We start from the raw sequence: 25,711 nt of genomic DNA, 5'->3' as shown, positions 1-25,711 counted from the left end.
ATTCAGAGTCCGACGCCCGTTGCTTTCAGCGCCGTTGCCGTACAGACATTGCGAACATCGGCGATCCGATCACCCACCTTTAGCCAACACTGAAAAAATTTTCGGACTCGGTTTCCTCTCCCTTTGCAGACTCGACAGCCCTTTGCCGTAACGCGGATATCACCAGGAAAAGTCGCTGTATTAGCGGATTTGAAACAACGCCCACCAGGTTATAAAGCCTGCCTCGCCCTAATCGCACCCACGCCACGCCGAAGGTGCCGAGTGTTGTCTCCAGGAGTGCCGCATGAACCCCTCGACCCTGATCGGTATGCTCGCCAGCCTCTTGCTGCTGGCCGTTCTACTGGTATTTTCCGCGCAACAACCCAGTCTGTTCATTGATATACCGAGCCTGGGCATTGTCGTGGTCGGCACCTTTGCCGCGACCTTCATCAGCTATCCGCTAAGCGAAGTGCTGCGAATCTTCAGCCTCATCAAAACGGTGATCCGCAACGAGCGCGAGTACACCCAGGAAGACATCAATGAACTGGTCAGCCTGTCGCGTCTGTGGATCGATGGCGACTTACGGGCTGTTGAGGGCGCACTGGGTCAGGTCAAGAATCCGTTCCTGCGCTCCGGCGTACAACTGGTCATAGACAAAACGCCGGAAGAAGACATCGTTGAACTGCTGCAATGGCGCATTTCCAGACTGCGCGCCAAGGAACAGGCCGAAGCGCAACTGTTCCGGGTCATGGCCAGCTACGCCCCGGCCTTCGGCATGCTAGGCACACTGGTGGGGTTGGTGAACCTCATGTTTGTGCTCGGCGACGGCGACATGGTCACCATTGGCAGGCAAATGGCCGTCGGCCTCATGACCACCCTTTACGGCGTACTGCTGGCCAACCTGCTGTTCAAACCTGTCGCGGTCAAACTCGAGCGCCGCACTGAACAGCGGGTGGTGCTGATGAACATGATCCTGCAGGGCATCTCGATGATGTCCAATAAGCGCAGCCCGGGGCTGATGCGTGAAACGCTGAAATCCTTCGTCGCCCAGCATCAGAACGAACTGCGTGACGCCCCTGCTCGCCAGAGTCGCAAGCTGGCGCCCATCAAGTGGAACCTGCGAACATGAGGGCGTCCAACGGCTACGCCTCCGCGCCCGCTCTGGCCGATCACCAGCACTGGCTGGCGCGTCATCGAGCGCTCGAAATAGAGCTGATGCAGGCTCGGCAAGCCCATCGTGGCCTGAAACGCAAAACCGCCGCGGCCGCAGCGATTGCCAACGCCGCGGATGACCCTGGCAGCGACGCGTGGATGATGACCTACCTGGACATGATGACACTGTTGCTGGTGGTCACCATGGCCATGCTGGCCGTGGCCGGCAGGGGTCATGACCACACCCGGAAAGGCGACTTCAACCTGAGCCAGATTTTCAACGCAAAACAACTGACCCACCTGGATCCGCCCGGGGCATTGCTGCTCAAGCCACAGGCCAGGCCCCCGGTCGAACCAGAACCGGAACCCAAACCAGAGCCCATCACCTCGACTGAAGTCGCAGCCCCGGTCACCACGGTCGCCGCAACGATCGAGGTGCCAGCCCCCGAGCCTGTCGCTGCCCCCCCGGCGCCCCCGACTTCGGTCAAACCCAGTGTTGATGAACTGCTCAATGAACTGCCACTGGACAAGCTGGGCAGCGACATAGAAGTGGTCACCAGCGAAAACACCGTCAGCTTCCGGATCAGCAGCGAGATCATTTTCCCCTCCGGCCAGTCTGACCTGAACCTCGGCGGCCTGAGGGTCCTGCAACGGCTGATACCGGTACTCGACAGCGTCCCACACAAAGTCATCGTCGCCGGCCACACCGATACCCAGGACATCCGCAGCTCACGCTTCCCCTCCAATTGGGAACTCTCCAGCGCCCGCGCCGGCAGCGTCGTGCGCTACCTTCAGAGCAACGGCATCAGCAGCGACCGCCTTACCGCAGTCGGCTATGCAGATACCCGTCCCTTGGCCGACAACGCTACCACTCAAGGTCGTGCGCGCAATCGTCGAGTCGAGTTCATTCTGGAGCGCTAAAAGTGATGTCATCCAGTGCCCTGCGCGCAGCATAGGAGCCCTGGATATCCGGGCTTGGAGAGGGCTTTGCGGGTATGCCTTCGTGGGCATCACGCATACCCGCAGCGTCTTGCAAACGGTGGGCCCGCGCCTACCCACCTGATGACATAAGCCTTACAGACCGCTCACCGTCTCCACAGCTCACCACGCCCGCCCGCAGATGTGGCAGTGACAAATGACCATAGACTGCTACTTTCCTATCATCGTTTAAAACTGCGTGAGATTGATCATCGCCGTCTTTAAAACAGGGAATAGTCGAGATGAGGGAAGGACGATGTCAGTTTCTAACGCCTTACGGGTCAGCATTGTCGGAGCCGGGGCCATCGGTTGCACGCTTGCAGCAAGAATTGCGAACAGTGGGCAGCCTGTCAGCATGCTGGCGAGGGGTAAAACCCTAGAGGTAATCCGCAGCGCCGGGGTAACGCTGTTCGATCTGGAGGGTGAGTGTCAGGCAACAGTGCGCGCGGAAAGTGATTGCGCCGCGCTGGGTATTCAGGACGTGATCTTCATTTGTACCAAAGCCACTGCCCTATCGGGCCTGCTTCCTGAGTTGTCACCATTGGTGGGCCCAGAAACGATCGTGGTGCCAGTGGTCAACGGCGTACCCTGGTGGTACTTCCACGGCGTGAGCGGGCGCCATGCCGGTCGCAGAATCGAAGCCGTCAACCCCGACGGCAATCTTTCCGCTTGCTTGAATCTGGACCAGATCCTGGGGTGTGTGATTTTCATCACGGCACACACCGAGTCTCCAGGTGTCGTGCGCTCCAACAACAAACACTTGATGATCCTTGGCGAGCCTAACAATCAACTCAGCGAGCGGCTGGAATTGGTCAGGACACTCATCGAACGCTCAGGGATCGAGGCCAGGGCCAGCGAGACTATCCGCGACGCGCTCTGGACCAAAATACTTGCCAACCTGACCTCCAACCCGTTGTCAGTCATTACGGGCGCTTCTCTTGAACAGATCTACTCACAACCTGAACTCAAGACAATCGTCTCCAAGGTGTTCAATGAAGCGCTCGTCATTGCAGGCGCGTACGGCGCGCGTATCGCCTTCGATCCCCAGACATTCATGACGCTGTGGGCTGGAATGGGTAACGTGCGCACCTCCATGTTGCAGGATCACGATGCGGGTCGGCCCCTTGAGCTGGCAGCCATCGGCGATGCGGTTGTGGAACTGGCAGCCCTTCAAGGGATAGACATGCCCGTGACCAAAGACATTCTCGCGCTTGCCAGAATCCGCGCCCTCAATACCTCGCACTGAGAGAACCACGTCATGACCGACTTGGACTACCCAAAGCCACCACACTGCAGTGCTCAAGAGTGGGCCTTGCGCGTCAAGCTTGCCCAGTGCTACCACCTCGTGGATTGGTTTGGCTGGACAGAGACAATCTTTAACCATATCTCTGCGCGCCTGCCCGGTACTGCCCACCACTACCTTGTGAACCCGTTCGGCCTTAATTACACCGAAGTCACTCCCCACAATCTTCTGAAAGTGGACCTGCATGGCCGCAAGTTGGAAGAGTCACCTTACGAAGGCAATCCGGCCGGATTTGCCTTACACAGCGCCGTGCATGGTGCCCGTGATGACATCCAATGCGTGATTCATACCCACACCATTGCGGTTTGCGCAGTCGTGCAAAAAAAAGCCGGCTTTGGTCACGATGACTTTTACGGTGCACAACTGTTCGGCAGGATCGGCTATCACACATTCGAAGGCATTACGCTGTTCGATGATGAGAAGGCACGCATGATCGCCAGCCTGGGCGACAAGCATGTATTGGTCCTGCGCAACCACGGTATCGCCGTGGGTGAAAGCAGCATCGAGAAAGCGCTTTTCTTGCTGTGGACGGTGCAACGGGCGGCTGAGAATCAGGTTGCAGCCGGATCATTGGGCGGCGAAGACACATCGCTGCCCGACGATGTGCGTGCCAAGTGCGCCAACTTGACCGCGATGCTGATTCGAGAGTCCGGCTTTGCGGAAAAGTTCTTCGACGCAATGATTCGAAAAATGCAGGCTGGGCGCCCACGTTCATAGAAGGCCGAACTCGCGCTTCGTCGCGCCACGCCATGACAGTCCTGACCGCCTCGGGTCTGAGCACGTCGCGTCATCAATGCCCGGACATTGGACTGCTTGGGCGTTTTACATCGCGTTGTTGCCTTACCGAGTCAGGGCTGGCAGCGCGATTCGGTTGAGGCAACCTGGACGTACGCAATAACAGACTGACTTCCTGCGCGCTGACCGCCTTGCTGAAAAAGTACCCCTGGATTTCATCGCAGCCGTTTTCACGCAGGAAGGTCAGCTGCTCTTGGGTTTCGACACCTTCGGCAATGACCTTGAGGTTCAGTTTGTGCCCCAACGAAATCACTGCGGTGGCGATGGCTTTGTCGTTCTCGTTGTCCGGCAGATCGCGCACGAAAGACTGGTCGATCTTGAGTCTTGCAATGGGGAAGCTCTTCAATGCGGCGAGGCTGGAGTAGCCGGTGCCGAAGTCGTCGATCGAGAGACTGATCCCCATCGATTGCAACTCTTTCATTTTGCTGATGGCTTGCTGAAGGTCTTGCATGATCAGACTTTCGGTCAACTCCAGTTCGAGGTACATCGGGTCCAGTCCGGTTTCTTGCAAGGCATGCCTCACGCGGTCGATCAGATCCCGTTCGATGAACTGGCGCGCTGAAATATTCACCGACATGGTAATCGGCGGCCAGCCGGCATCCTGCCACGCCTTGTTCTGCCTGCACGCGGTATGAATCACCCAGTCGCCGATGGGCACGATCAACCCGGTCTCTTCGGCCTGCGGAATGAATTTGATGGGGGACACCATGCCCTGCTCGGGATGCTGCCAACGGATCAGCGCCTCTACGCCGATAATCTGGCCTGACTGCAAATCCACCTGCGGTTGGTACAACAACAGGAACTCGTCATGGTTGAGTGCGTTTCGAAGCCCGTCTTGCATGGCGAGCTTGCCCTGGAACTTGTTATTCATTTCACTCGTATAGAACTGGTAACTGTTGCGCCCCAGCTCCTTGGCCCGGTACATGGCGGCGTCGGCGTTGCTGAGCAACGTGTCGGTATCGCTGCCATCGGCGGGATAAGCGGCCACCCCCATGCTGCAGGTAACGTGGAGTGTCTGCCCGCTGAGCTGGATCGGCCGCAGGATGGCTTCCTGGATTTTGCGCAACGCAGGTGTGACACCGTCGAGGTCTGAGGGCTGGTCGAACAGTACGATCACAAACTCGTCGCCCCCCAGTCGCACCACGGTGTCGGTGCGGCGTACGCACTCTTGCATGCGCTGGGCGACGGTTTTCAGCAGTTCGTCTCCCGCACTGTGCCCAAGGCTGTCATTCACCAGTTTGAATTTGTCCAGGTCCAGAAACACCACCGTTACCAGGCGGTTGTAGCGCTGGGCATAAAGGATTGCCTGTTTGAGACGATCTTCGAGCAACGTACGGTTCGGCAGCCCGGTCAGCGCGTCATGGTCGCCCATATAGCGAATGCGTTTTTCGGTAAGTTGCCGTTCTATCGCAATGCCAGCAAGTGGTGTCGCCATGTCGATCAGGCGTGTCTCGATCGGGCTGGGGCTGCGTACGGTGTTGGAATACAAGGCAAACGTACCCAATACCCTGCGCTCATGGGACAGGATCGGCGTCGACCAGCAGGAACGAAAGCCATACAGCGCCGCGATTGAACGGTACTCCTCCCACAGCGGATCCAGCTGGATATCCGTGACGATAACCGGCTCTCGTCGATACACCGCGGTGCCGCATGAACCGACGTTCGGACCGATCGCAATCCCATCGATGAGCTGGTTATAGTCTTTCGGCAAACTGGGGGCTGCCCCGTGCAGCAGATGCGTGCCCTCCTCATCCAGCACCAGGATGGACACCGTCATTCCCTCCAGTTGGGCTTCGACCAGGTGAGCCAGGCTGTCGAGAACCTCAGCAAGCTCGGTGCTCCTGGCGATCAGCTCCAGGACATGGCCTTGTCCTGCGCGGATGATAGCTTCCTGTTCTAATCGGTTGTTTTGCACGGCAAGCCGCTCGGTGGCGATACTCAATTGGAGCGTTTTTTCTTCCAGCTGAAGTCGGTCCTTGAGGAATTGATTCACCGCGCGAGCCATGTTGCCGATCTCGTCCTTCCCATGTTCCGCCATCATCACGTGCTTTTTGTCAGTGTGTTGCTGGCGTAATTGCAGGCTTATTTCGTTCAGGCGCATGAGCACATGACGGCCCATGAAGACCCGGGTCACGAACCAGGTGAATACCAGGCTGACACCCAACATGATCAGCACCCATTGCTGGCTACGATTGGAAGCCTCCACCAGGCGTTGCACGGCGGCGCGATAGTCCTCGGTGTAAGCAGTCGATTGCGCACGGGCCACCGCGACCAAGACCTCGGCCTCACTCTTGAGCCTCTCATTGAAACGCTCCATGACAGAGTGCTGATTGATGAGCCTCAGGCGCAGGGCGAAGAGATCGGGCGTCTCCCTGTCAGTGTCGGGTAACTTGTCTGCGCTACGTGCCAGGCGCTCATATCGGATTCGAAGCCGTTGCACGGCATCACCGTCAACAGCCTGTGAAAGATCGAAAAGCAACACGGCCAGATCAAGGTTGGCCTGGGTCTGGGTCGCAGTTAACCGGGCGGTGTAATCCGCCAGGGCTTGCTCGAAAGTGACCTCGGTTTGCAGCAGGCTTTCTCGCAACTGTGCAACGATGTTGGCGGTATTGCGGAATATCTGACTGGACTGGTGCATGTCGAGTATCGCCACGCCATTGTTCGCGGCGGTCAGCTGCCGCACCAGTTGGTCAAGGGCCGCAAGCTGTTCGACAGTCGCTGCGTAGCTTGAACGCAGCGTGTCGGGAGAGCGGGTGGTCAGGAACTGATCGGTCTGGCGTTCGATCAGCAAGGTCCGCTGCAGCATGTCTTGCCCATCCTGCATGCGAACCAGGCGTTCATCCGTCAGTTGGCGGGTGGCGCTGTTTGACGTGCGCAACGCATAGACGGCAGTTGCACCACCTGCCAGGATCAGTAGCGCCAGCGTTAGAAATGCCAGTGTGAACTGTGCTCGAAGCGACTGCGGCAATAACCGGCGTCCGAGCCGGGAAGTAACGTCCAATATCAGGGATTCCATTGGTAGCGATAGATTTCACGATACCCATTGTCAGGGTCGTACAGAAGTTTCTTCCCGCCGTCGAAGGCAACATTGTCGACATTGACCAAGTGAATCGGCGCTACGAAGCCGCTCACCGGCTGACCTGCTATCAGCCGATTCAATTCATCGATCACCTGCCAGCCATGCAGGTTGAGCGGTTCGGCCACGGTGACCGTCTGGTAGGTTTTAGCCTGTATACGCAAGAAAGCCGAAGCGCTACCGTCACCGGCAGACAACAGACTGATACCGTCGCTGGGGATGGCCGCCTTGGTCAAGGAGGCAATCGCGTGGTCGAAATAGATATCGTTGATGGCCAGTGTGTGGGTCCAGCGCTTGCCATAGCGCTGAAGCAGTTCCGTGGTGAGCGCCGGCATCTTCTGGGCACTTTCGGAGATCGCGACATCGCGCACTTCCAGCATCGTACATTCCCGACAAGCGCGAATGACGTTTTCCATGGCTTTGGCTTTCGCCATGGCGATGGCGTACTTGGAGTCGGTCAGAATGACCACGCCGGCGTGTCCGTTTGACTGGGCCACTGCCGCCATGGCCGTGAGGCGAGCCACTTCGAGCGGGTCGGTCGAGACGTTCATGGCCACCGGCGTGCCGTCAATCGGCCCGGGGCGTGCCCCGGCATGCCAGCCAACCACCGGTATCCCCCTGTCGGCGAAGAGCGCCAACTCTGCCTTGTTCTCCAGGGCATCGGCGCCGCACAGAATGAGCCCGTCGGGGTTCGCCGCCAGGGCATCGGAAAAGGCCTTCGCGCGCCCGGCCAATGATCCGGCGCCATCGAATACCCTCAGCGTCCAACCCATCGCCCTGACTGCCTCGCGAGCGCCCTGCGCGACACCGACAATGCCGCCGTTACGCAAATCTTCCGCAACGATGGCAATGCTCTTGCCCCGCTGGGCTCGCGGACCGGTTTCAGGACCGCTCCAGCGAACGGCCTGGAGGGAAGCCCCGGCAACGATTTCCTGTGCTTGAGTCACCGAAACCGCAGCGTTCTCCTCACCCGTCGCGGTGGGCGGGTTCTGTCCATATCCGGGGGTCGCCGTGAAAAGGCAGAAAACCGTAATTGACGCCATCCAGAGTAGCCGGGGCCTGCTCAGACGAGTTCGATCACCGCATGGGATGCCGGGTCTGGAGTCGATGGCGCAATCATAGTCTGGCATGACGTCCCTTTTCTGATGAGAGTGCTGTGTTCACTGTTCGAAAGAATAGTCGGTTCTGCTGTGATCAGGTCTTTTTTGGATAAAGTGCGCGAACTGTAAGGACAAGCGCCCACGAGGCGTCGGTACGACCTCGGGTGGCCGCTGCGGACTGATGCAGACTGCATTCGCGAGGCCACGGCAGGTGTCTAGACAGCCAGGGCAAGCGCGCGGGTTCGAATCGTCCAGAGATGACTACTGCTCGGCAGGCCTCATATGGAAAATCGTATAAGGCAGGATCAACGTATCGGCCACGATACTGAAAGGAAGATCGATTATTGCAAACGGCATCAGAGCGCGTGAATACACATCGTTGTCGTTCGTCGACGCCTTGATTATCTCGACATCGGTGGCCGCACCGCAGTACGGGTGCAGGCCGCAAAGTTGTCCCATGCCGAAGGTTTCATTGGCCGTCGCGCATCCTGCCAGCGACGCCATCGTTAAAGCCATTACTACGATCCGCATGACGTCCCCTCATCCTGAAAACGGGACTGTAGCATCGATGGCAGGCGACCTATAGGGGGCAGGTCTGGATCTGTCGGGTGGTGGCCGTGCGGTCATGATCCGGGGTAGCCAACACGAGCCATTTCTGCGCTTGCTCCTGTCTCCTGCCAATGAAGCGTTCGCGGCACGCATCCGCGCACCGCGACGAGCGATTTACCAGAGGGCGATATCGTAGGTGAAGTAGATCCGATTGCTGTCACGGCCACGGGAAAAGTCCGAGCGATAGACGTAGTTTCGCAACTTCACCCCCACCCCCTTGAACGTGCCCTGCTGCACCACATAGGCAATCTCGGCGTCACGCTCCCACTCTTTGACCGTGGTGTTGGAGTTGCCGTCATTACCACTCAGGTAGCGAGTGGAAAACGTCAGGCCGGGCACACCGAGGCGAGCGAAGTCATAGCCGTAACCGAGCATCCAGGTCTTCTCGTCTTCCTCGATGAACTTGCCGATCCCGACGTTGCTGAAGGAGTACACCGTGGCTCCGCTGATGTAAGGCAGGCCCGCCTCGCCGCTGAGGGTTTGGTAGCCAGCACTCAATGTGTGGCCGACAACGGCGTAGGACAGCGATCCGCTGAGCATGTCGTTGTCGATTTTGCCGCCATAGGCCGAGCCCGAATCGACGCTGTTGAAGTAGCGCAGGTCGCTGGTCAACACCCCGGCGCCCAGGGGCAGATCATGCTGGATACCGACAAAGTTCTGTCGATAGAAATTCTCCAGCTCGCCATAGAAGTAGCTCAGGCGGATGTTCTTGCCAAGCTTGTAGTCGGCGCCGGCATAGCTGAAGTCACCGGACTCATCGCCACCATAGCCGTCGGGCACAATGGGCATGCTGTTGCTCGAATCCCGCAGCTTGAAGCGCTCCAGATGCCCGCCGGTGAGGGTAAGGTTGTCGATGTCACTGCTAGTGATCTGGGTGCCCTGGTAAGTCTGGGGCAACAGCCGCGCATCGTTATAGACCAGCACCGGGGTCTTGGGCAGCAAGGTGCCGTATTTGAGCGTGGTCTTGGCCAACCTGGCCTTGGCGGTCATGCCCGCGCTGGCGAACTCGTCGGCGGCGCGGCCGTCGTCATGCACCGGTAGCAGGCCGGTGCCGCTGCGGCCACGCCCGGAGTCGAGCTTGACCCCGAGCAGCCCCAGGGCATCGACCCCGAAGCCGATGGTGCCCGGCGTAAAGCCTGACTGGTAATCCAGCAGCAAGCCCTGGGCCCATTCGGTGCGCTCACTCTTGGCGGTCCTCGCCGCTCGCGCGCTCATACCGTGCTCATCGCGAAAATTTTCGTTGAAGTAGACGTTGCGCAATTGCAGCTTGAGCTTGCTGTCGTCGATAAAGCCTTCGGCGCTGGCCGTGGCCAGGGGCAACAGGCCAAGGATTGGAAACAAAGCCCCGCGGGTAAGCAAAGTGGTCATGTCGAACTACTCGTTGTTGTTATTTGGCATGCAGGCCAGCGCACACCCGCTTGCGGGGGCGTGTCAGGCAAGAAAACAGGGGTTCGGGTGAATCAGGAAAACAGCGTCAGCGCCCCGGTCAGCAGAGCCAGCGCGGTAATCACCACAGAGGTGAGCACAGCCCATTTGACGGTGGCTCTCTGGAAATCACCGAGATCGCGGTCAACCATACCCACCAGCAATAGGGTCGAGGCCACCAGCGGGCTCATCAGGTGCACCGGCTGGCCGAGGATGGAGGCCCGGGCAATTTCCACCGGATCAATCCCGTAGGCCGCCGCGGCATTGGCCAGGATCGGCACGACACCGAAGTAGTAGGCATCGTTGGACAGTACGAAGGTCAACGGCATGCTAGTAATTGCAACCACCAGCGGGAACAGATGGCCCCAGGAAGGCGGAATCCAGTCGACCAGGGTTTGCGCCAGCGCATCGACCATTTTTGTACCGGAGAAAATCCCGGCGAAGATGCCGGCGGCAAACACCAGCAGGACAACGGTCATGGCGTTGCCCGAATGGGCCAGAATACGCTCCTTCTGAATATCCAGTTGCGGATAGTTGATCATCAGCGCCAGGACGAAACCTATCAGGAACAGGATCGCCGAATGCATGATCCCCATCACCAGCGCGACCATCACCGCGATCACCAGCAGCAGGTTGACGTAGGCCAATTTCGGGCGTTTGTGCGGTGTGTCCTCGATAATCGCCTTGATGTAGCAATCACCACCGCCGCTTTGCAGCTGGACGTTACCAATGCGCTTGCGCTCGGTACGGCCCAGCAGGAATGCTGTGAACACCACCCACATCGCGCCGCCGATCATCGTCGGCAGCAAGGGCACGAAATACTCACCGGCATCCAGGCCTAGCGCTGCGATCGCGCGGGTCGCCGGGCCGCCCCAAGGCGTCATGCCGCTCATGATGCTCAAGGAGAGCATGGAAATGGTCGCCAGAATCATCGGGTTCATGCCGATGCGCTTATACAGCGGCAACATCGCAGCACAGGTGATCATGTAAGTCGTCGTGCCGTCGCCGTCCAGCGCCACCAACAGCGACAACAGCGCGGTGCCCACAGCGATTTTCATTGGATCACCGTTGACCCGCTTGAGGATCTTGCGGATCAGCGGGTCGAACAGACCGGCGTCGATCATCAGGCCGAAAAACAGGATCGCGAACAGCAGCAGTGCCGCCGATGGCGCGACCATCTTCAAGCCGTCCAGCATCATCTTGCCGGTGGTACCACCGAAACCGCCGATCACTGCAAAGACTATTGGCACAACCGTCAGGGCGACGATCGGTGACAAGCGTTTGGTCATTATCAGGAAGGTGAAGACCACCACCATGGCCAAGCCAAGTAAAGCGAGCATAAGTCAGATCTCTTGTTGTTATGAGTAGCTTGGCCGACATCCGGGCGCACGCACCCCAACCCGCCAGGCGACACGATGAGGTGTGCCTGGCGCAGGTATTGAGAGATAACGCGGTGATGTCGAGTCAGCGGGACCGGCTAGATGTGTTTGGCGACCTGCGTGCCATCCCAGGCTTGGTCCGTTGCCTGGGTCTGCGTCGAGGAGGATTTACCATCCAGGGTCTGCAGCAGTACTTCGCGGTCGCAGGCATTCTCCGAGAGGGAGATCACCACCGTCGCGACTGCGTTGCTCGCCAGACTGGTCAGCGCCCGCGCTTCGGACATGAATCGGTCGATCCCGATCAACAGGGCCAAGCCGGCCAGGGGAATGTCGTGGATGACCGTCAGGGTCGAGGCCAGGGCGACGAACCCGCTGCCAGTCACCCCGGCGGCACCTTTCGAAGACAGCAGCATGATCGCCAGCATGGTGATGACCTGGGTCAGCGTCAGGTCGATGTTGCAGGCCTGGGCAATGAAGATCGCCGCCAGCGACAGGTAGATCGCCGTACCGTCGAGGTTGAACGAGTACCCGGTTGGCAGGACCAGCCCCACGACGCCTTTCTTGCAACCCAGGGCCTGGAGCTTTTCCAGCATCCGCGGCATCACCGGTTCGGTCGAGGAAGTCCCCAGCACCACCAGGAACTCCTCGCGCAGATAACGCAACAGCTTCCACAGGCTGAAGCCATGTGCACGGCAAATGCCACCCAACACCACGAAGACGAAGAAGGCACAGGCGATGTACAAGGTCATGATCAGCTTGGCCAGCGAGCCCAGCGATGTGATGCCGTACTGCCCAACGGTGAAGGCCAAGGCACCGAAGGCGCCGATTGGAGCGAAGCGCATCAGGTAAGAAAATATCTTGAACACCATGTGCGAAGCCGATTCCAGTACATCCAGCACTGGCTTGCCGCGCTCACCCAAGGACGACAGGGCAAAGCCGCTGAGCACCGCGATAAACAGCACCGGCAGTACCTCGCCTTTATTGAAGGCGCCAATAAAGGTGTCGGGGATGATGTGCATGAAGAAATCCACCACCCCCAGTTTCGCTGCGGAGTCGGTGTACTGCGACAGGCCTCGGGTGCTCAACTGGGTCGGATCGATGTTCATGCCTGCACCGGGCTTGAACAGGTAGACCGACACAAGGCCGATGATCAGGCTGATCACCGTCAGCACGAGGAACAGCAGCATGGTCTTGCTCAACAAGCGGCCCAGCGAGCGCTTGTCGCTCATGCCGGCGATGCCGGTGACAATGGTGCAGAACACCACCGGCGCGATCATCATCTTGATCAGCTTGATGAAGGCATCACCCAGCGGCTTCAAGGCAATTGCCTGTTGCGACCAGAAGTGCCCGACCAACACGCCCAGCAGCACGGCACAGATGATCTGGAAGTAGAGCGATTTAACAACTTTCATGGCATCACCCATTTTTAGAATTGTTCTGATGCAAACGACAATGGCTGTCTGGACTATCCAGCTAGCCGGTGGGAAGCCGGGGCGTAGACAAAACCTGAGAAAAGCCTGCGCGCAGTACGCACCACCGAGGCTCGAATGGTCTCACCCTTTTCGCCGGTGTAGGACAGTACGACATCGATACCGCCGCTTGGGTGTTCGATACGAACCTGTTGCAAGCGCGGCTCACTGACGGTGCCGAGCAACTGTGCGACGACGCTACCCTCGGTCACGCATGCGGTGGCCAGGCCGATGGAACCGGTGATAGCCAGGGCGCGGTGACAGTTGTGCGGCATGAAATAACGCACCTGGACCGTCCCGCCGGACTTGGCCGGAGACACCAGCACCGGCTTGGGAATGACCTTGTCACTGACATCACCCAGGCCCATGGCCAGGCCGGCTTTCAATCGCAAGGCCTCCAGGCGCTGCAGGAAGGCTTTATCAGCGTCCAGTTCGGCGGGGCTTTCATCGCCGCGCTTACCAAGCTGACTGGCCTGGACAATCATCATCGGCATCGCCATATCGATACAGGTCACCGGGATGCCGTCGATCAGGTCCTGGGTTTGCCCGGTTGGGAAGAGTTTCCCCGTCTTGCTGCCGGCCGCATCGAGAAAGGTCAGTTGCACCGGAGCGGCTGTACCGGGCACGCCGTCGATGGCGGTGTCACCTTCATAGCTGACTTTGCCTTCGGGGGTTTGCACCTCGGAGTTCACGAAGGTCCCGGTATTGAGGTTGCGGATACGTACGCGGGTCAGGTCGCCGGTAGGCTTGACCAGCCCCTGTTCAATGGCGAACGGGCCAACGGCGCAAAGCATGTTGCCGCAGTTGGGGGCGGTATCGACCCGGCGCTGGGAGACCATGACCTGGACGAACAAATAGTCGACATCCGCATCTGGGTGCAACGACGGGCTGACGATTGCCACTTTGCTGGTTTGTGGGCTGCCACCACCGATGCCGTCGATTTCCAGCTCATGGCCGGAGCCCATCAGGTTGAGCAGCAGCTCGTCACGTTCGGCGATGGCAACCGGCAGATCCCAGGCGAGGAAAACCGGCCCTTTGGAAGTACCACCGCGCATCAGTACACAAGGAATTCGCTGCATGAACACTAACTCTTGTTGATCAATCTGGATAATTGATGCTCTGGAAACAAGAGTGGCAGGGTTTAAAAAGTGTTTCCAATGCAAAGATCAGAGGTATTATTGCGTTTCGCAAATGAATTACCTTAGGATGATTCGGTCGTGCATTGCCTTCCACCGAAGAGATAGAACATGGAATACGAACTCCAGGACATACGATCTTTCGTGAAAATCGCTGAACTTGGCAGTTTCCACGAGGCAGCCGATGCGCTGCACCTGTCTCAGCCAGCCCTGAGCCGACGGATGAAAAAACTGGAGGAAGGCCTGGGGACAGCCTTGCTCGATCGCACAACCCGCAAGGTCAGCCTGACGAGTGTTGGCCGTGACTTTCTGCCCAAGGCGCGGCGCTTGCTGGATGATTTCGATGACTCGATCCTCAACATCCGCGAGCTGGCGGAGCGGCAAATCGGCCGGGTCACCTTGGCTTGCATCCCCACTGCCGCTTTCTATTTCTTGCCTTCGGTGATCCGCCTCTATAACGAACGCTACCCAAAAATCCGCATCCGCCTGCTCGACCTCAGTGCCAACGAGGGGCTTGAGGCGGTACTGCGCGGCGAAGCCGATTTCGGCATCAACATGATGAGTGGCCAGCACCCGGACATCGAGTTCGTGCCCTTGGTCAACGAGCCTTTCGTTCTGGCGTGTCGACGTGACCATGAACTGGCCGGGCGCAGCTCGGTAAGCTGGTCTGAACTCAGCGATTACCGTCTTATCGGCGTGGGTCGTCTTAGCGGCAACCGAATGTTGCTGGACCATGCTTTATCGGGTTTGAGCTGGCGCCCGCAATGGTTCTACGAAGTGCAGCACCTTTCGACATCGCTCGGCTTGGTTGAAGCAGGGCTTGGAGTATCGGCGATGCCGAGCCTGGCAATGCCCGCAGTGGATCATCCAACGTTGGTGAGCGTGCCATTGGTCGACCCTGTGGTGAACCGCTCGTTGGGCCTGGTTTACCGGCGCGGAGCATCGCTATCGCCGGCAGCGGAGAAATTTGTCTCCATACTGCTTGAGCAGTGGGAGCACTGATTTTCGGCGTGGGTCATGCCGAATCAATAATGGCAAAGGCTTCAACCAAGAAGATACGTTCGATATCAACGCGAGCATCGACTGCATAGATTGTCCTCGTTATCTGAGCCTGGATAACTCAATCAACCGAACGCCCATCGATATTCAGTTCGCCGGCCGCTTCCAGGCACCGGCGACAAGGCCCGACTCGACTTATTTCTGCCCCTCGTAATTGACCATCCAGGCAATCCCGAAACGGTCTTCGAACATGGCGAAGCGTTCCGCCCAGAAGGTCTTCGCCAAGGGCATATGCACGCTGCCCCCCGCACTCAAGCCGTTAAACAGCCGCTCGGCTTCCTCCACGCTGTCGACATTGAGGGAAACCGACACGCCTTGCGGCTTGCGATACGGCTGGCCTGGCGGGCAGTCGGAAGCCATCAGGCTGAAATTGCCCACCGTCAGGCAGGTGTGCATGATCAGGTTGGGATCCTTGGGCATGCCGGTTTCCTCGGGGGCCTCGGCAAAGGACATGGAAAACAGCTCGCCGCCAAGCACGTCCTTGTACAACGCAAAGGCTTCCTTGCAGCGGCCGTCGAAGATCAGGTAAGGGATTATTCTCATGGTGGATTCTCCTGTAGCAGGCTTCATGATTGACCGGACATCTGCGCCCGCAAGCGTTCTTCCTGCTCGCGCAATTCCGGGGTAAAGGTCTCGCCGAACTCCTCGAGTTCGAAGATCTGGCGGATCTCGATTTCACTGTCACTGACCATCGGGTTTGGGCAGCGTTTGACCCAGTCAATGGCCTCCTGCAATGACTGGACCTTGAAAATCCAGAAGCCGGCGATCAGCTCCTTGGTTTGCGCAAAGGGTCCATGGATCAGCGTTCGGTCCTTACCGGAAAACTGCACGCGCACGCCCTCGGCACTCGGATGCAGGCCTTCACCGGCGAGCATCACCCCGGCCTTGACCAGTTCTTCGTTGTAGGCGCCCATGGCGGCAAGCAGTTGCTCGCCAGGCATTTCTCCAGCTTCCGATTCCGGACTGGCTTTGACGATCACCATAAATCGCATGCTCGTGTCTCCTGAGAGTGGATGGATCAAGCCGTCCATGTGGCGGCTCTACGGGCTAATCGAATGGCGTCGGTAGAAATCGACAGCCTGATGCGATTTATTTTTCGACAGGCCGTCAGGGTCCCGGAAGAGGGTCGCCCCGGCATGTTTCGGCCTGGTGCGCTCTGCCTTCAGCGATCCAAATCACGCTATCGTCGCCGTCGTGACAGGCGCGGTCGTCGTGCAGGGGCTCGCCATTTTGGCGTTCTATCGAGGCGTATCCGCGCGCCCCTCCAAGAAAACCGTTTTCTGACCTCTTCCCCTGGCCAGGCAGTGCCAGCCCGATCACTGCCCGACCGGGTTTCGCAAGATGAGGCTGTTCGCCGAGCACTTAATTAAGTGCTCGAAGATTTTTTCTTCAGGCTTTCGGGGCCGCCAGCGCATAGATCATCCATGACCAGGTTCATCAATCTGATGAGACCGGCTTCACTGCGCGTTGACTGGCAGTAATCGGCTGTGAACTCAATCCGTCGACGCAACAAACAGGCCGACTAGTAAGGCGTGCGCATTGTTGTAAATGCCGGGGCTTTAAGCTTGGTCAATTGTTCTCATTCGCCGCCAGGGTCCATTAGTGTTCAACGCCGCAAACAATCAAACCGAGGCTTTCAAGTCCACGCTCAATGCCTGGGCAAATGCCTTGACCAAGGGGCTGCGTACAATGTTATGGCGCAGTATCAAACTGAACGGCGTGACGATGTAGAACAGGTCTGGGCGCACCGCGCGAAACTCGCCCCGCGCCACCATCGGCGCGGCATAGTGCTGGGGCAGGAACCCCAAAAAACGCCCCGTCTTGATCAGCAGTGCAACGGCCTCCACCTGGGTTGCCGAGGCGGAAAAGCTGTCGTAATGGGCAAATTTCAGTTTGTCGCGATGAATCGCGTAGCGATGGTTGATGCACTCGAAATCCTTGAGCACATTTTCCCCCATGTCCGCGTCCGCCATGGAGAACAACGGGTGACCAAGCGCGCAATAAACCTGCGAGCGCTCTTCGTACAGTGCGTAGTAATCGAACTCTTCGCGCTTTTGATAAATCGGCACAATTCCCGCCACCAATCGTCCCTCGACGACGCCCCTTTCAACCTCATCAAGTTGTGTGGCCTGAAGTTGAAACCTGACCTTGGGAGATTGCTCATTTATACGCCTAAGCGCGGCAACTAACGGCGAGTTTGAATCGGAGATTGTATTATCAATAACCCCCACCCCAAGATCACCAACAAGTTCATTTTGCGCTGAACTAAGACGATCTCGAAAGTTATCGACCGAGGCAAATAGGTCGATCGACGCCTGATACACCAGACGCCCTTCTTCTGTCAGGTGAAAACCCTCTCGCCCCCGCGTGCAAAGGCGCATGCCGATACGAATTTCCAAGTCGGAAATCTGTTTACTGATGGCTGCCAACCCCACATTCAGCTCATTTTGCGCGGCACTGAAACCTCCTGCCTCAACCACGGCCTTGAACACCTTGAGCAGTTTAAAGTCCAGCCCACTGAGGGCTAGCGGTGCCCGTTGCATCGGTTTCGGCGGCGGGTTTCCGGAATTGGAAAGTGGGGTTTCCATAATGCTTATTTACCTCTGTCGCCCTATTCAACAATCTGTGCCCAACAACAAAAATATAGCTGGCCTAATAATAATGAACACAGAAAACCAGGCTTGGCAACCGCCAATAAATCCCGAGCATCAGTGCCAAACCACTGATCTCAAAACATTAAAAGCTGACACTTCGATCAGCTCTCGCTCCGTTGCAACTGCCCTCTTGAAAACTGCTCTGGCCTGATTTCGCTCGCTTATTTTCCAGCGACGTTCCGGCCCGCAACCCCTATTTCAGTTCGCGTTACCGACGAGGAAAACAACAATGTCCCAAACCACCGACCGTCTCTGGGGTGCCCGCTTCACCAGCGGTCCGTCCGAAGCCTTGGCGGCCCTGTCCCGTTGCCCTGAACGCTACTTCCGGCTCACCCCGTACGACCTCGCCGGCTCCAAGGCCCATGCCCGGGAATTGCAGCGCGCCGGACTGCTGAGCGAGCAGGAAACCCTGACCATGCTCGACGCCCTGGAGCGTATCGGCGCGGACTACCGCACTGGCAGCATCGCTCCGACCCTGGATGACGAAGATGTCCACACCTTCATCGAGCGCCTGCTGACCGAACGCCTTGGCCCCCTGGGTGGCAAGCTGCGTGCCGGTCGTTCGCGCAACGACCAGACCGCCAACGACCTGCGGCTGTTCCTGCGTGACCATGTGCGCACCGTGGCCGTTGAAGTGCTGGGCTTGCAGCAGGCGCTGGTGGCGCAGGCAGAGCAACACATCGAGAGCATCTGCCCCGGCTTTACCCACCTGCAGCAGGCACAACCGATCGTGTTTGCTCATCACCTGCTGGCCCACGCCCAGTCGATGCTGCGCGACGTGCAGCGCCTGGTGGACTGGGACACGCGTACGTCGCTGTCGCCACTAGGTGCGGCGGCCATGGCTGGCTCGGCTATCGCTCGTCTGCCCCAGCATTCGGCAAAAGAAATGGGCTACAGCGGTGTTTGCGAAAACTCCATCGACGCCGTGGCCAGCCGCGATCACGTCGCCGAATTCCTGTTCATTGCCAGCATGCTCGGCATCAACATCTCGCGCCTGGCCGAAGAGTTTTGCCTGTGGTCGTCGCGGCAGTTCCGCTGGGTCGCGCTGGATGACGCCTACGCCACTGGCAGTTCGATCATGCCGCAGAAAAAAAATCCGGACATCGCCGAACTGGCACGGGGCAAGGCAGGACGCCTGATCGGCAACCTGACCGGCCTGCTGGCCACCCTCAAATCCTTGCCACTGTCCTACAACCGCGACTTGAGCGAAGACAAGAACGGTGTGCTCGACAGCGTCGATACCCTGTTGCTGGTGCTGCCGGCCATGGCCGGAATGGTTGCCACCATGAAGGTCAACGTCGAAGAACTGCGTCGCCAGGCACCACTGGGCTTCACCCTCGCCACCGAAGTCGCCGACTGGCTGGCGGTGCGCGGCGTGCCATTCAAGGAAGCTCATGAGATCACCGGTGCATTGGTCCAGGCTTGCGAGAAACACGACATCGAATTGTGGGAAGCCTCTCCGGCACTGCTGGCGGAAATCGACCCGCGCCTCACACCGCAAGTACGCGAAAGCCTGACCCTCGAAGCCGCTATCGCCGCCCGCAGCGGCTGGGGCGGAACCGCGCCACAACAGGTGCGCGAACAGATCGGCCGCCTGAAAACCGCCCTTGCCGCCCAGCAGCAATGGACCGAGGACTATCAGGGCTTCCGCCTCTGACGCAGCACATCAAACCTGTGGGAGCGAGCTTGCTCGCGATTACGGTTTCACCTTCAACATCAATGTGGGCTGACCCACCGCTATCGCGAGCAAGCTCGCTCCCACAGCGATAGCGCCGAAACCGAGTACGGAGAACCAACATGAGCCAGACACAGGCAGAACGACTCCAGGCGGAGCGCAAGCTGGCGGAAAACCAGTTCGACATCACCCAGTACGATCATGTGCCCCGGCGTTACTACGGGAGGATCTTCTTCGCCACGGTGATCGTCATCGCGATCGTCGGCCTGGTGCGCGCCTTCGCCGAAGGCAAGATCGAATGGTCGTACATCGGCCAGTTTCTTACCTCCCAGGCGATCATGTGGGGCTTGCTCAACACCATCGTCATGGCGGTACTGGCGATGGCGTTGGGTATTGTGTTCGGCGTGATCACCGCGATCATGCGCATGTCGGCCAACCCGATCCTGCGCTACGTGGCGCTGACCTACACCTGGTTGTTTCGCGGTACGCCGCTGATTCTGCAACTGCTGTTGTGGTTCAACCTGGCGCTGATCTTCCCCACCATCGGCATCCCCGGCCTGCTCGAAATAGACACCGTGAGCCTCATGACCCCATTCGTGGCGGCGCTGCTTGGCTTGAGCATCAACCAAGGCGCCTACACCGCCGAAGTGGTGCGTGCCGGCTTGCTCTCGGTGGACACCGGGCAGTATGAAGCCGCCAAGTCGATCGGCATGCCGCGCCTGCAAGCGCTGCGTCGAATCATCCTGCCCCAGGCCATGCGCATCATCATTCCACCGGTGGGCAACGAGTTCATCGGCATGGTGAAAATGACCTCGCTGGCGAGCGTCATCCAGTACTCGGAACTGCTCTACAACGCCCAGAACATTTACTACGCCAACGCCCGCGTGATGGAGCTGCTGATCGTCGCCGGTATCTGGTACCTGGCCACCGTCACCGTCCTGTCCTTTGGTCAAAGCCGTCTGGAGCGTCGTTTCGCCCGCGGCGCCGGTAAGCGTTCTTGAGGAGCCCCCACATGAGAAGCATCGTCAAGGCCGTGAGCCTGAACAAATATTACGACCAATACCACGCGCTCAAAGACATCAACATCGAAGTCGAGCAAGGCGAAGTACTGTGCATCATCGGTCCATCCGGCTCGGGCAAGAGCACCTTGCTGCGCTGCGTCAACCAGCTGGAAAAAATCGATAAGGGCGGTCTGTGGGTCGATGGCGAACTGGTGGGTTACCGGATCGTCGGCAACAAACTGCACGAACTCAACGAAACGCAGATCGCCCGCCAACGCCTGTCCACCGGCATGGTATTCCAGCGTTTCAACCTGTTTCCGCACATGACCGTATTGCAGAACATCATCGAAGGGCCATGCCAGGTGCTCAAGCGTTCACCCAAAGAGGCGAACGAAGAAGCCTTGGAATTGCTTGCCCGCGTCGGCCTGGCCGACAAGCGCAACAGCTATCCGATCGAGCTTTCGGGTGGCCAGCAGCAACGCGTCGCCATTGCGCGCGCATTGGCCATGCGCCCCAAGCTGATGCTGTTCGATGAACCCACTTCGGCACTCGACCCGGAACTGGTCGGTGAGGTGCTGTCGGTGATGCGCGATCTTGCGCAGACCGGCATGACCATGATCGTCGTCACCCATGAACTGGGCTTCGCTCGCGAGGTTTCCAACCGCATGGTGTTCATGGACGACGGGCAGATCATGGAGGCTGGAAGCCCCGAAGAAATACTAATAAGTCCGCAAAATCCTCGCACCCAAAGCTTCATTTCTGCCGTTCGAACCTAGGCGCCCGTTGGCGCTCACAACACTCATAAGAGAACGACCATGAAGAACTTCGTTATTCCAGCAGTACTCGCAGGCGTTATGGCATCCGGCTTCACCTTCGCTGCGGAACTTCCGGCCAGCATCAAGGCCAAGGGCGAAATCGTCGTAGCGATCATGCCGAACTACCCGCCGATGGATTTCAAGGACCCGGCCACCAACACCCTCACCGGCCTGGACTATGACCTGGGCAATGCCTTGGCCGAACGCCTGGGGGTGAAGATCAAATGGCAGGAAACCGGCTTCGAACAAATGATCAACGCCCTGACCACCGACCGCGTGGACATGGTGTTGTCGGGCATGACCGACACCGTCGAACGTCAGGCCAGCGTGACCTTCATCGACTACTTCACCAGCGGTCCGCAGTTCTACACGCTGCAGAAAAACAAGGACACCAACGAGATCGTCGACCTGTGCGGCAAAAAGGTCGGCACCAGCCGCCGCACCAATTTCCCGACGGAAATCGCCGAGTGGAGCAAGACCAACTGTGAAGCCGCCGGCAAGCCTGCGATCAATGTGATCGGCACCGAAGGCTCGGCCGATGCCCGTGCGCAACTGCGTCAGAGCCGCATCGATGCGGCCATGCAGGGCAGCGAAACCCTGCCCTACCTCAAGACCCAGGAAAAGGACATGTACAAGACCGTGGGCCTGCCGATCTCCGAGCAGTACACCGGGTTGGGCGTGAGCAAGAAAAAACCTGAGCTCAGTGAAGCGGTGAAGGTCGCGCTGCAGAGCATGATCGATGACGGCAGCTACCAGGCGATCCTGAAGAAGTGGGACTTGGAACTGGGTGCGATCAAGACTGTGACCATCAACGCCGGGAAGTAACCGCGCAGTCCCTCAATCCAATGCGGGGGCGAGCCTGCTCGCCAAAGCGGTGTGTCAGTCAACGAAGATGTTGAATGTGCCGGCTTTATCGCGAGCAAGCTCGCTCCCACAGGGATGGGTTGTGTACTTGAAAGCCTATTGGAGCACCGCAGATGTCCTCCTCACCCCAACCCACCTGGCCCGACCAGCACAAGGCTTGTCTGGCCCTGGCCTTCGACCTCGATGGCCCGACCGGTGACGCCATGCTCAACGGCTCGATCTGGCGCAAGCCCGAGTACTTCGGTTTCGGTGGCTATGGCCCTTACCGGGCGCTACCCCGATTGCTCGACCTGCTCGACGAGTTCCGCATCCCGACGACCTTCTTCGTCCCGGCCTGGGTCGTAGAGAACTGGCCGAGCCAGTGCCAGGCGATTGTCGAGCGCGGGCATGAGGTGGCGTATCACGGCTACAAACACGAATCCTTTTACGCCCTGACACCGGATCAGCAAAAAGCGGTGATGGACACCTCCCGCAAGGTGTTCTGGAAACACCTGAACATCCGCGCCGAAGGTTTTCGTACGCCGTCCGGCGACTGGCGCGCCGAAACCCCGGAAATACTGCTGCAAGCTGGCGTGACCTACTCCAGCAGCATGCGCGGCGATGACCGGCCGTATCTGGTGAACGTGCCGGGGTTCGGTACGCCGCTGGTGGAAATCCCTGGCCGTTGGGAAATGGACGACTACGCCTCCCTCGCCTACACCCGCGCGCCGAACTTTCCCTCCGGGCTGGACCGCACCGCCAGCTACGCGCTGACCTTGGATAACTGGCGCCGCGAATACGACGGCGCGATGGACGAAGGGTTATGCCTGACCACCCTGTTCCACCCCAAGATTACCGGTAAGCCGGGGCGTATCTTGCTGCTGGAAAAACTCTTCGAACACATGCGCCAGCGCGACGATGTGTGGTTCGCCACTTGTCGCGATGTCGCCCACTGGTGGCTGAAGGAGCATCACCATGGCTGATTCCACTCTCTGGCCGAAAGGCTATCGCTGCGCCGTGGTACTGACCGTCGATTACAACGACATCCACGGCATCCTTACCCAGGCCCCAGAAGTTGCCGGGCGTGACAAGACCTTGTCGGTATGGCGCTATGGCACCCAACGCGGCGTGGAGCGCTTGCTCGGCCTGTTCAAGGAACTCGGGGTTTCCAGCAGTTGGTTTGTCCCCGGTATCGTTGCGCAGGAAAACCCCGAACACATTCAGGCGATCCAGGCCGACGGTCATGAAATCGCCTGCGCCGGTTATCGTCATCAGAACTACGACACGCTGGACCTGGCCGCGCAACGCGATGACATCGCCAAGGGCTGCGAGGCCTTGGCCGGGTTGACCGGCCAGCGCCCGGTCGGCTTTCGAATTCCGGCGGGCAACGGTGCGCCGGGGTTCATCGAGGCCTTGAACGACCAGGGCATTCGCTGGTCCTCGTCGTGGCGCGGCGATGACCTGCCATTCGCTCACCCGACCGCACCCAGCGTCATTGAGCTCCCCCTGCATTATGAACTGGAGGACGAGCCTTACTTCGCCTTCAACTTGAGCCCGGCGGTGCCACCGGCGCAATCGCGAATCGCGTCCTACAGCCACACCTTGGGCAACCTGCAAATGGACTTCGCCGGGTTTCATCGTTTTGGCCTTTGCTATGTGCTTCGCCTGCACCCGGAAATCATCGCCACGCCGGGACGGATAGGCGTGTTGCGCGAGTTGATCGAGGGCATTCAACAGCACGATGACGTATGGATCGCCACGGGTGCCGAGGTCGCGCAGTGGTGGGCAGAGACCGCCGCGCCGGTCACTGAGGATCATCCGGCGTCGGTTTACGAGCGACATTATCGGGATTACGTCTTATGAGCGAACGTTTGCAACGCCTGGCGCAATTCTGTGTTGATCTGCGCTTTGAAGATTTACCGCCCGCGTTGGTGGCGCAAGCCAAGCGGCACATTCTCGATACATTCGGCGCAGCGCTGGCCGGAGCCGACAGTGGTGTCGCCGAGCAGGCGCGCAAGGTGTTCGCCGGTGAAACGGGTGAGGTGTCGGTCTGGGGCACTGACTTGCAGGTTTGCGCAGCTCAGGCAGCGCTGCTCAACGGTGTCGCCGCCCATGTCCTGGAGCTGGACGACACCGGCGGCTGCGATCACTCCGGAGCCGTTGTGCTGCCGGCGGTGATGGCGGCGGTTTCGCTGCTCGCGCGGCCAGTGAGTGGTCGTGAGTTCATCAGCGCTGTTGTGATCGGCTACGAAGTCGGCCGTCGGGTGCTCGAAGCATGCGGTGGCTACTCAGCCCACAACGGCGCAGGTTGGCATTCCACGGCGACCTGCGGGGTGTTCGGCGCAGCAGCAGCCAGTGCGCGTATCCTGGGCCTGGATGCGCGGCAAACCCTCGCGGCGCTGGGCATTGCCGGCAGCTTCAGCGGTGGTCTGTGGGCCTTCATCCACGACGGCTCACAAAGCAAAAAACTGCACAGCGGACGCGCCGCAGAAGGTGGACTATTGGCGGCGAGGTTTGCCCAACAGGGCATCAGCGGGCCTACGCAGCTGTTCGATGAGGTCTGGGGGGGCTTTCTAAAGACCCTCGCCCCCACGACCTCGTGGCCAGAAGCGCTGGATGCAGACCTCGGTGTGGTCTGGAAACTCGCCCGCTGCTCGATCAAACCCTACGCCTCCTGCCGCGGGACTCACTCGGCTATCGACGCCCTGGGGCTGCTACTGGATCAACTGGATGTACGGAGCGACCAGGTCGAAGACGTGCAGGTTCTGCTGAGCGGGTTTCTCCACGACATGTGTGGTGGTCAGGACGTCAGCACCCTTGCAGCCGCACAAATGAGCCTGCCGTATGCCTTGGCCGCGCGGCTGGTGCAGGGGCATTGCCGATTACAGGCTTATGCCGATTTGCAACGCAACGATCCGCGTATGACCCAATGGCTGTCGCGCATTCACCTTGAAGTGGACCCGCGCCTGTCCGAGGACGGCGAGCCGGTGGTGACGCTGCGCACCGTGGATGGCCGACAGGCGAGCTTGTGCGTAGAGGTACCATTGGGCGCGCCAGGCAATCCGCTGACTGATGAGGCTCTGGAGGAGAAGTTCTTCAGTTTGACGATGCGGATGATGCCGCGGGAACAGGCTGAAGGATTATTGAGGCAACTGTGGCGCATCGAAGAACTGCAATCGGTACGCACGCTGGATCGCTGGCTGGTCCGCGATGGCAGCGACGGGACATTGCGGCGAACACCGAAAATCTGAATAAGGACATTT

22 protein-coding genes are annotated in these 25,711 nt (G+C 59.1%); 12 read left to right on the top strand and 10 right to left on the bottom strand.

Features of this window, described 5'->3' with window-relative positions:
- The first annotated feature begins 283 nt into the window (after positions 1 to 283).
- The 4 genes from SGN16_RS11525 (at position 284) to SGN16_RS11510 (ending at position 4,129) form a co-directional block, all read left to right on the top strand.
- Entirely contained in the window at positions 284 to 1,108 is an 825-nt protein-coding gene (locus SGN16_RS11525) for a MotA/TolQ/ExbB proton channel family protein (protein WP_335944067.1), read from the top strand.
- Positions 1,105 to 2,052, top strand: coding sequence for an OmpA family protein (locus SGN16_RS11520; RefSeq protein ID WP_335944066.1), 948 nt, complete (start codon positions 1,105 to 1,107; stop codon positions 2,050 to 2,052). The genes SGN16_RS11525 and SGN16_RS11520 overlap by 4 nt, the downstream gene beginning before the upstream one ends.
- 313 nt (positions 2,053 to 2,365) lie before the next feature.
- On the top strand, positions 2,366 to 3,355 hold the full coding sequence (locus SGN16_RS11515) for a 2-dehydropantoate 2-reductase (RefSeq protein WP_335944065.1): 990 nt from the start codon (positions 2,366 to 2,368) through the stop codon (positions 3,353 to 3,355).
- Positions 3,356 to 3,367: 12 nt separating this feature from the next.
- A complete protein-coding gene (locus SGN16_RS11510; RefSeq protein WP_335944064.1) occupies positions 3,368 to 4,129 on the top strand; it encodes a class II aldolase/adducin family protein in 762 nt (253 codons plus the stop codon).
- A gap of 73 nt (positions 4,130 to 4,202) precedes the next feature.
- Here SGN16_RS11510 and SGN16_RS11505 read toward each other — a convergent pair whose 3' ends face one another.
- The 7 genes from SGN16_RS11505 to SGN16_RS11475 form a co-directional block, all read right to left on the bottom strand.
- Positions 4,203 to 7,223, bottom strand: coding sequence for an EAL domain-containing protein (locus SGN16_RS11505; protein ID WP_335944063.1), 3,021 nt, complete (start codon positions 7,221 to 7,223; stop codon positions 4,203 to 4,205).
- Positions 7,211 to 8,230 (bottom strand): substrate-binding domain-containing protein, encoded by a 1,020-nt coding sequence (locus SGN16_RS11500; protein ID WP_335944062.1) that lies wholly within the window; start codon positions 8,228 to 8,230, stop codon positions 7,211 to 7,213. The genes SGN16_RS11505 and SGN16_RS11500 overlap by 13 nt, the downstream gene beginning before the upstream one ends.
- A gap of 414 nt (positions 8,231 to 8,644) precedes the next feature.
- Positions 8,645 to 8,914, bottom strand: a complete 270-nt coding sequence (locus SGN16_RS11495) for a YceK/YidQ family lipoprotein (protein WP_210644169.1) — start codon at positions 8,912 to 8,914, stop codon at positions 8,645 to 8,647.
- Between the two features lie 192 nt (positions 8,915 to 9,106).
- A complete protein-coding gene (locus SGN16_RS11490) occupies positions 9,107 to 10,360 on the bottom strand; it encodes an OprD family porin (RefSeq protein WP_335944061.1) in 1,254 nt (417 codons plus the stop codon).
- Between the two features lie 92 nt (positions 10,361 to 10,452).
- Positions 10,453 to 11,757 (bottom strand): citrate:proton symporter, encoded by a 1,305-nt coding sequence (locus tag SGN16_RS11485; RefSeq protein ID WP_210644165.1) that lies wholly within the window; start codon positions 11,755 to 11,757, stop codon positions 10,453 to 10,455.
- Positions 11,758 to 11,894: 137 nt separating this feature from the next.
- Complete coding sequence (locus SGN16_RS11480; protein ID WP_210644163.1) at positions 11,895 to 13,220, bottom strand: dicarboxylate/amino acid:cation symporter; 1,326 nt, start codon at positions 13,218 to 13,220, stop codon at positions 11,895 to 11,897.
- Positions 13,221 to 13,261: 41 nt separating this feature from the next.
- A complete protein-coding gene (locus SGN16_RS11475; protein WP_210644161.1) occupies positions 13,262 to 14,344 on the bottom strand; it encodes a 4-oxalomesaconate tautomerase in 1,083 nt (360 codons plus the stop codon).
- A 168-nt stretch (positions 14,345 to 14,512) separates the two neighbouring features.
- Between SGN16_RS11475 and SGN16_RS11470 the strand changes: the two genes are divergently transcribed.
- The gene (locus tag SGN16_RS11470) at positions 14,513 to 15,403 is read left to right on the top strand and encodes a LysR family transcriptional regulator (protein WP_210644159.1); all 891 of its coding nucleotides are present in this window, start codon (positions 14,513 to 14,515) and stop codon (positions 15,401 to 15,403) included.
- Positions 15,404 to 15,595: 192 nt separating this feature from the next.
- Here SGN16_RS11470 and SGN16_RS11465 read toward each other — a convergent pair whose 3' ends face one another.
- From SGN16_RS11465 to SGN16_RS11455, 3 genes are all read right to left on the bottom strand, one after another.
- A complete protein-coding gene (locus SGN16_RS11465) occupies positions 15,596 to 16,003 on the bottom strand; it encodes a VOC family protein (RefSeq protein WP_210644157.1) in 408 nt (135 codons plus the stop codon).
- A 23-nt stretch (positions 16,004 to 16,026) separates the two neighbouring features.
- Positions 16,027 to 16,452, bottom strand: coding sequence for a YciI family protein (locus SGN16_RS11460; protein WP_210644155.1), 426 nt, complete (start codon positions 16,450 to 16,452; stop codon positions 16,027 to 16,029).
- 630 nt (positions 16,453 to 17,082) lie between these two features.
- On the bottom strand, positions 17,083 to 18,048 hold the full coding sequence (locus SGN16_RS11455; RefSeq protein ID WP_335944060.1) for a LysR family transcriptional regulator: 966 nt from the start codon (positions 18,046 to 18,048) through the stop codon (positions 17,083 to 17,085).
- 295 nt (positions 18,049 to 18,343) lie between these two features.
- Between SGN16_RS11455 and argH the strand changes: the two genes are divergently transcribed.
- The 7 genes from argH (at position 18,344) to SGN16_RS11420 (ending at position 25,699) form a co-directional block, all read left to right on the top strand.
- Positions 18,344 to 19,771 carry an argininosuccinate lyase gene (gene argH / locus SGN16_RS11450; protein WP_335944059.1) on the top strand — a complete coding sequence of 476 codons (1,428 nt, stop codon included), beginning with the start codon at positions 18,344 to 18,346 and terminating at the stop codon, positions 19,769 to 19,771.
- A 140-nt stretch (positions 19,772 to 19,911) separates the two neighbouring features.
- Complete coding sequence (locus tag SGN16_RS11445) at positions 19,912 to 20,790, top strand: amino acid ABC transporter permease (protein WP_335944058.1); 879 nt, start codon at positions 19,912 to 19,914, stop codon at positions 20,788 to 20,790.
- Between the two features lie 11 nt (positions 20,791 to 20,801).
- Positions 20,802 to 21,566, top strand: coding sequence for an amino acid ABC transporter ATP-binding protein (locus SGN16_RS11440; protein WP_109753289.1), 765 nt, complete (start codon positions 20,802 to 20,804; stop codon positions 21,564 to 21,566).
- Between the two features lie 39 nt (positions 21,567 to 21,605).
- The gene (locus SGN16_RS11435; protein WP_335944057.1) at positions 21,606 to 22,430 is read left to right on the top strand and encodes an ABC transporter substrate-binding protein; all 825 of its coding nucleotides are present in this window, start codon (positions 21,606 to 21,608) and stop codon (positions 22,428 to 22,430) included.
- Positions 22,431 to 22,582: 152 nt separating this feature from the next.
- Positions 22,583 to 23,431: a polysaccharide deacetylase gene (locus tag SGN16_RS11430; RefSeq protein ID WP_335944056.1), complete on the top strand. Its 849-nt coding sequence runs from the start codon at positions 22,583 to 22,585 to the stop codon at positions 23,429 to 23,431.
- A complete protein-coding gene (locus tag SGN16_RS11425; RefSeq protein WP_335944055.1) occupies positions 23,424 to 24,311 on the top strand; it encodes a polysaccharide deacetylase in 888 nt (295 codons plus the stop codon). Before SGN16_RS11430 ends, SGN16_RS11425 begins: the two co-directional genes overlap by 8 nt.
- Positions 24,308 to 25,699 carry an MmgE/PrpD family protein gene (locus tag SGN16_RS11420; protein WP_335944054.1) on the top strand — a complete coding sequence of 464 codons (1,392 nt, stop codon included), beginning with the start codon at positions 24,308 to 24,310 and terminating at the stop codon, positions 25,697 to 25,699. Before SGN16_RS11425 ends, SGN16_RS11420 begins: the two co-directional genes overlap by 4 nt.
- The last annotated feature ends 12 nt before the right edge of the window (positions 25,700 to 25,711 follow it).

Origin of the sequence: Pseudomonas sp. G166 (assembly GCF_037027455.2) — a bacterium.
Lineage (GTDB): Bacteria > Pseudomonadota > Gammaproteobacteria > Pseudomonadales > Pseudomonadaceae > Aquipseudomonas.
The sequence above is the reverse complement of the archived record's forward strand: the minus strand, read 5'-3'. Positions and strand labels throughout refer to the sequence as shown.

Excerpts from the sequence above, each read along its gene's own strand:
- SGN16_RS11520 (WP_335944066.1), top strand. The coding sequence starts at position 1,105 with ATGAGGGCGTCCAACGGCTACGCCTCCGCGCCCGCTCTGGCCGATCAC.
- SGN16_RS11485 (WP_210644165.1), bottom strand. The coding sequence starts at position 11,757 with ATGCTCGCTTTACTTGGCTTGGCCATGGTGGTGGTCTTCACCTTCCTG.
- SGN16_RS11505 (WP_335944063.1), bottom strand. The coding sequence starts at position 7,223 with ATGGAATCCCTGATATTGGACGTTACTTCCCGGCTCGGACGCCGGTTA.
- SGN16_RS11495 (WP_210644169.1), bottom strand. The coding sequence starts at position 8,914 with ATGCGGATCGTAGTAATGGCTTTAACGATGGCGTCGCTGGCAGGATGC.
- argH (WP_335944059.1), top strand. The coding sequence starts at position 18,344 with ATGTCCCAAACCACCGACCGTCTCTGGGGTGCCCGCTTCACCAGCGGT.
- SGN16_RS11515 (WP_335944065.1), top strand. The coding sequence starts at position 2,366 with ATGTCAGTTTCTAACGCCTTACGGGTCAGCATTGTCGGAGCCGGGGCC.
- SGN16_RS11420 (WP_335944054.1), top strand. The coding sequence starts at position 24,308 with ATGAGCGAACGTTTGCAACGCCTGGCGCAATTCTGTGTTGATCTGCGC.
- SGN16_RS11475 (WP_210644161.1), bottom strand. The coding sequence starts at position 14,344 with ATGCAGCGAATTCCTTGTGTACTGATGCGCGGTGGTACTTCCAAAGGG.
- SGN16_RS11430 (WP_335944056.1), top strand. The coding sequence starts at position 22,583 with ATGTCCTCCTCACCCCAACCCACCTGGCCCGACCAGCACAAGGCTTGT.
- SGN16_RS11425 (WP_335944055.1), top strand. The coding sequence starts at position 23,424 with ATGGCTGATTCCACTCTCTGGCCGAAAGGCTATCGCTGCGCCGTGGTA.
- SGN16_RS11455 (WP_335944060.1), bottom strand. The coding sequence starts at position 18,048 with ATGGAAACCCCACTTTCCAATTCCGGAAACCCGCCGCCGAAACCGATG.
- SGN16_RS11480 (WP_210644163.1), bottom strand. The coding sequence starts at position 13,220 with ATGGGTGATGCCATGAAAGTTGTTAAATCGCTCTACTTCCAGATCATC.
- SGN16_RS11490 (WP_335944061.1), bottom strand. The coding sequence starts at position 10,360 with ATGACCACTTTGCTTACCCGCGGGGCTTTGTTTCCAATCCTTGGCCTG.
- SGN16_RS11465 (WP_210644157.1), bottom strand. The coding sequence starts at position 16,003 with ATGAGAATAATCCCTTACCTGATCTTCGACGGCCGCTGCAAGGAAGCC.
- SGN16_RS11525 (WP_335944067.1), top strand. The coding sequence starts at position 284 with ATGAACCCCTCGACCCTGATCGGTATGCTCGCCAGCCTCTTGCTGCTG.
- SGN16_RS11440 (WP_109753289.1), top strand. The coding sequence starts at position 20,802 with ATGAGAAGCATCGTCAAGGCCGTGAGCCTGAACAAATATTACGACCAA.
- SGN16_RS11435 (WP_335944057.1), top strand. The coding sequence starts at position 21,606 with ATGAAGAACTTCGTTATTCCAGCAGTACTCGCAGGCGTTATGGCATCC.
- SGN16_RS11445 (WP_335944058.1), top strand. The coding sequence starts at position 19,912 with ATGAGCCAGACACAGGCAGAACGACTCCAGGCGGAGCGCAAGCTGGCG.
- SGN16_RS11510 (WP_335944064.1), top strand. The coding sequence starts at position 3,368 with ATGACCGACTTGGACTACCCAAAGCCACCACACTGCAGTGCTCAAGAG.
- SGN16_RS11470 (WP_210644159.1), top strand. The coding sequence starts at position 14,513 with ATGGAATACGAACTCCAGGACATACGATCTTTCGTGAAAATCGCTGAA.
- SGN16_RS11460 (WP_210644155.1), bottom strand. The coding sequence starts at position 16,452 with ATGCGATTTATGGTGATCGTCAAAGCCAGTCCGGAATCGGAAGCTGGA.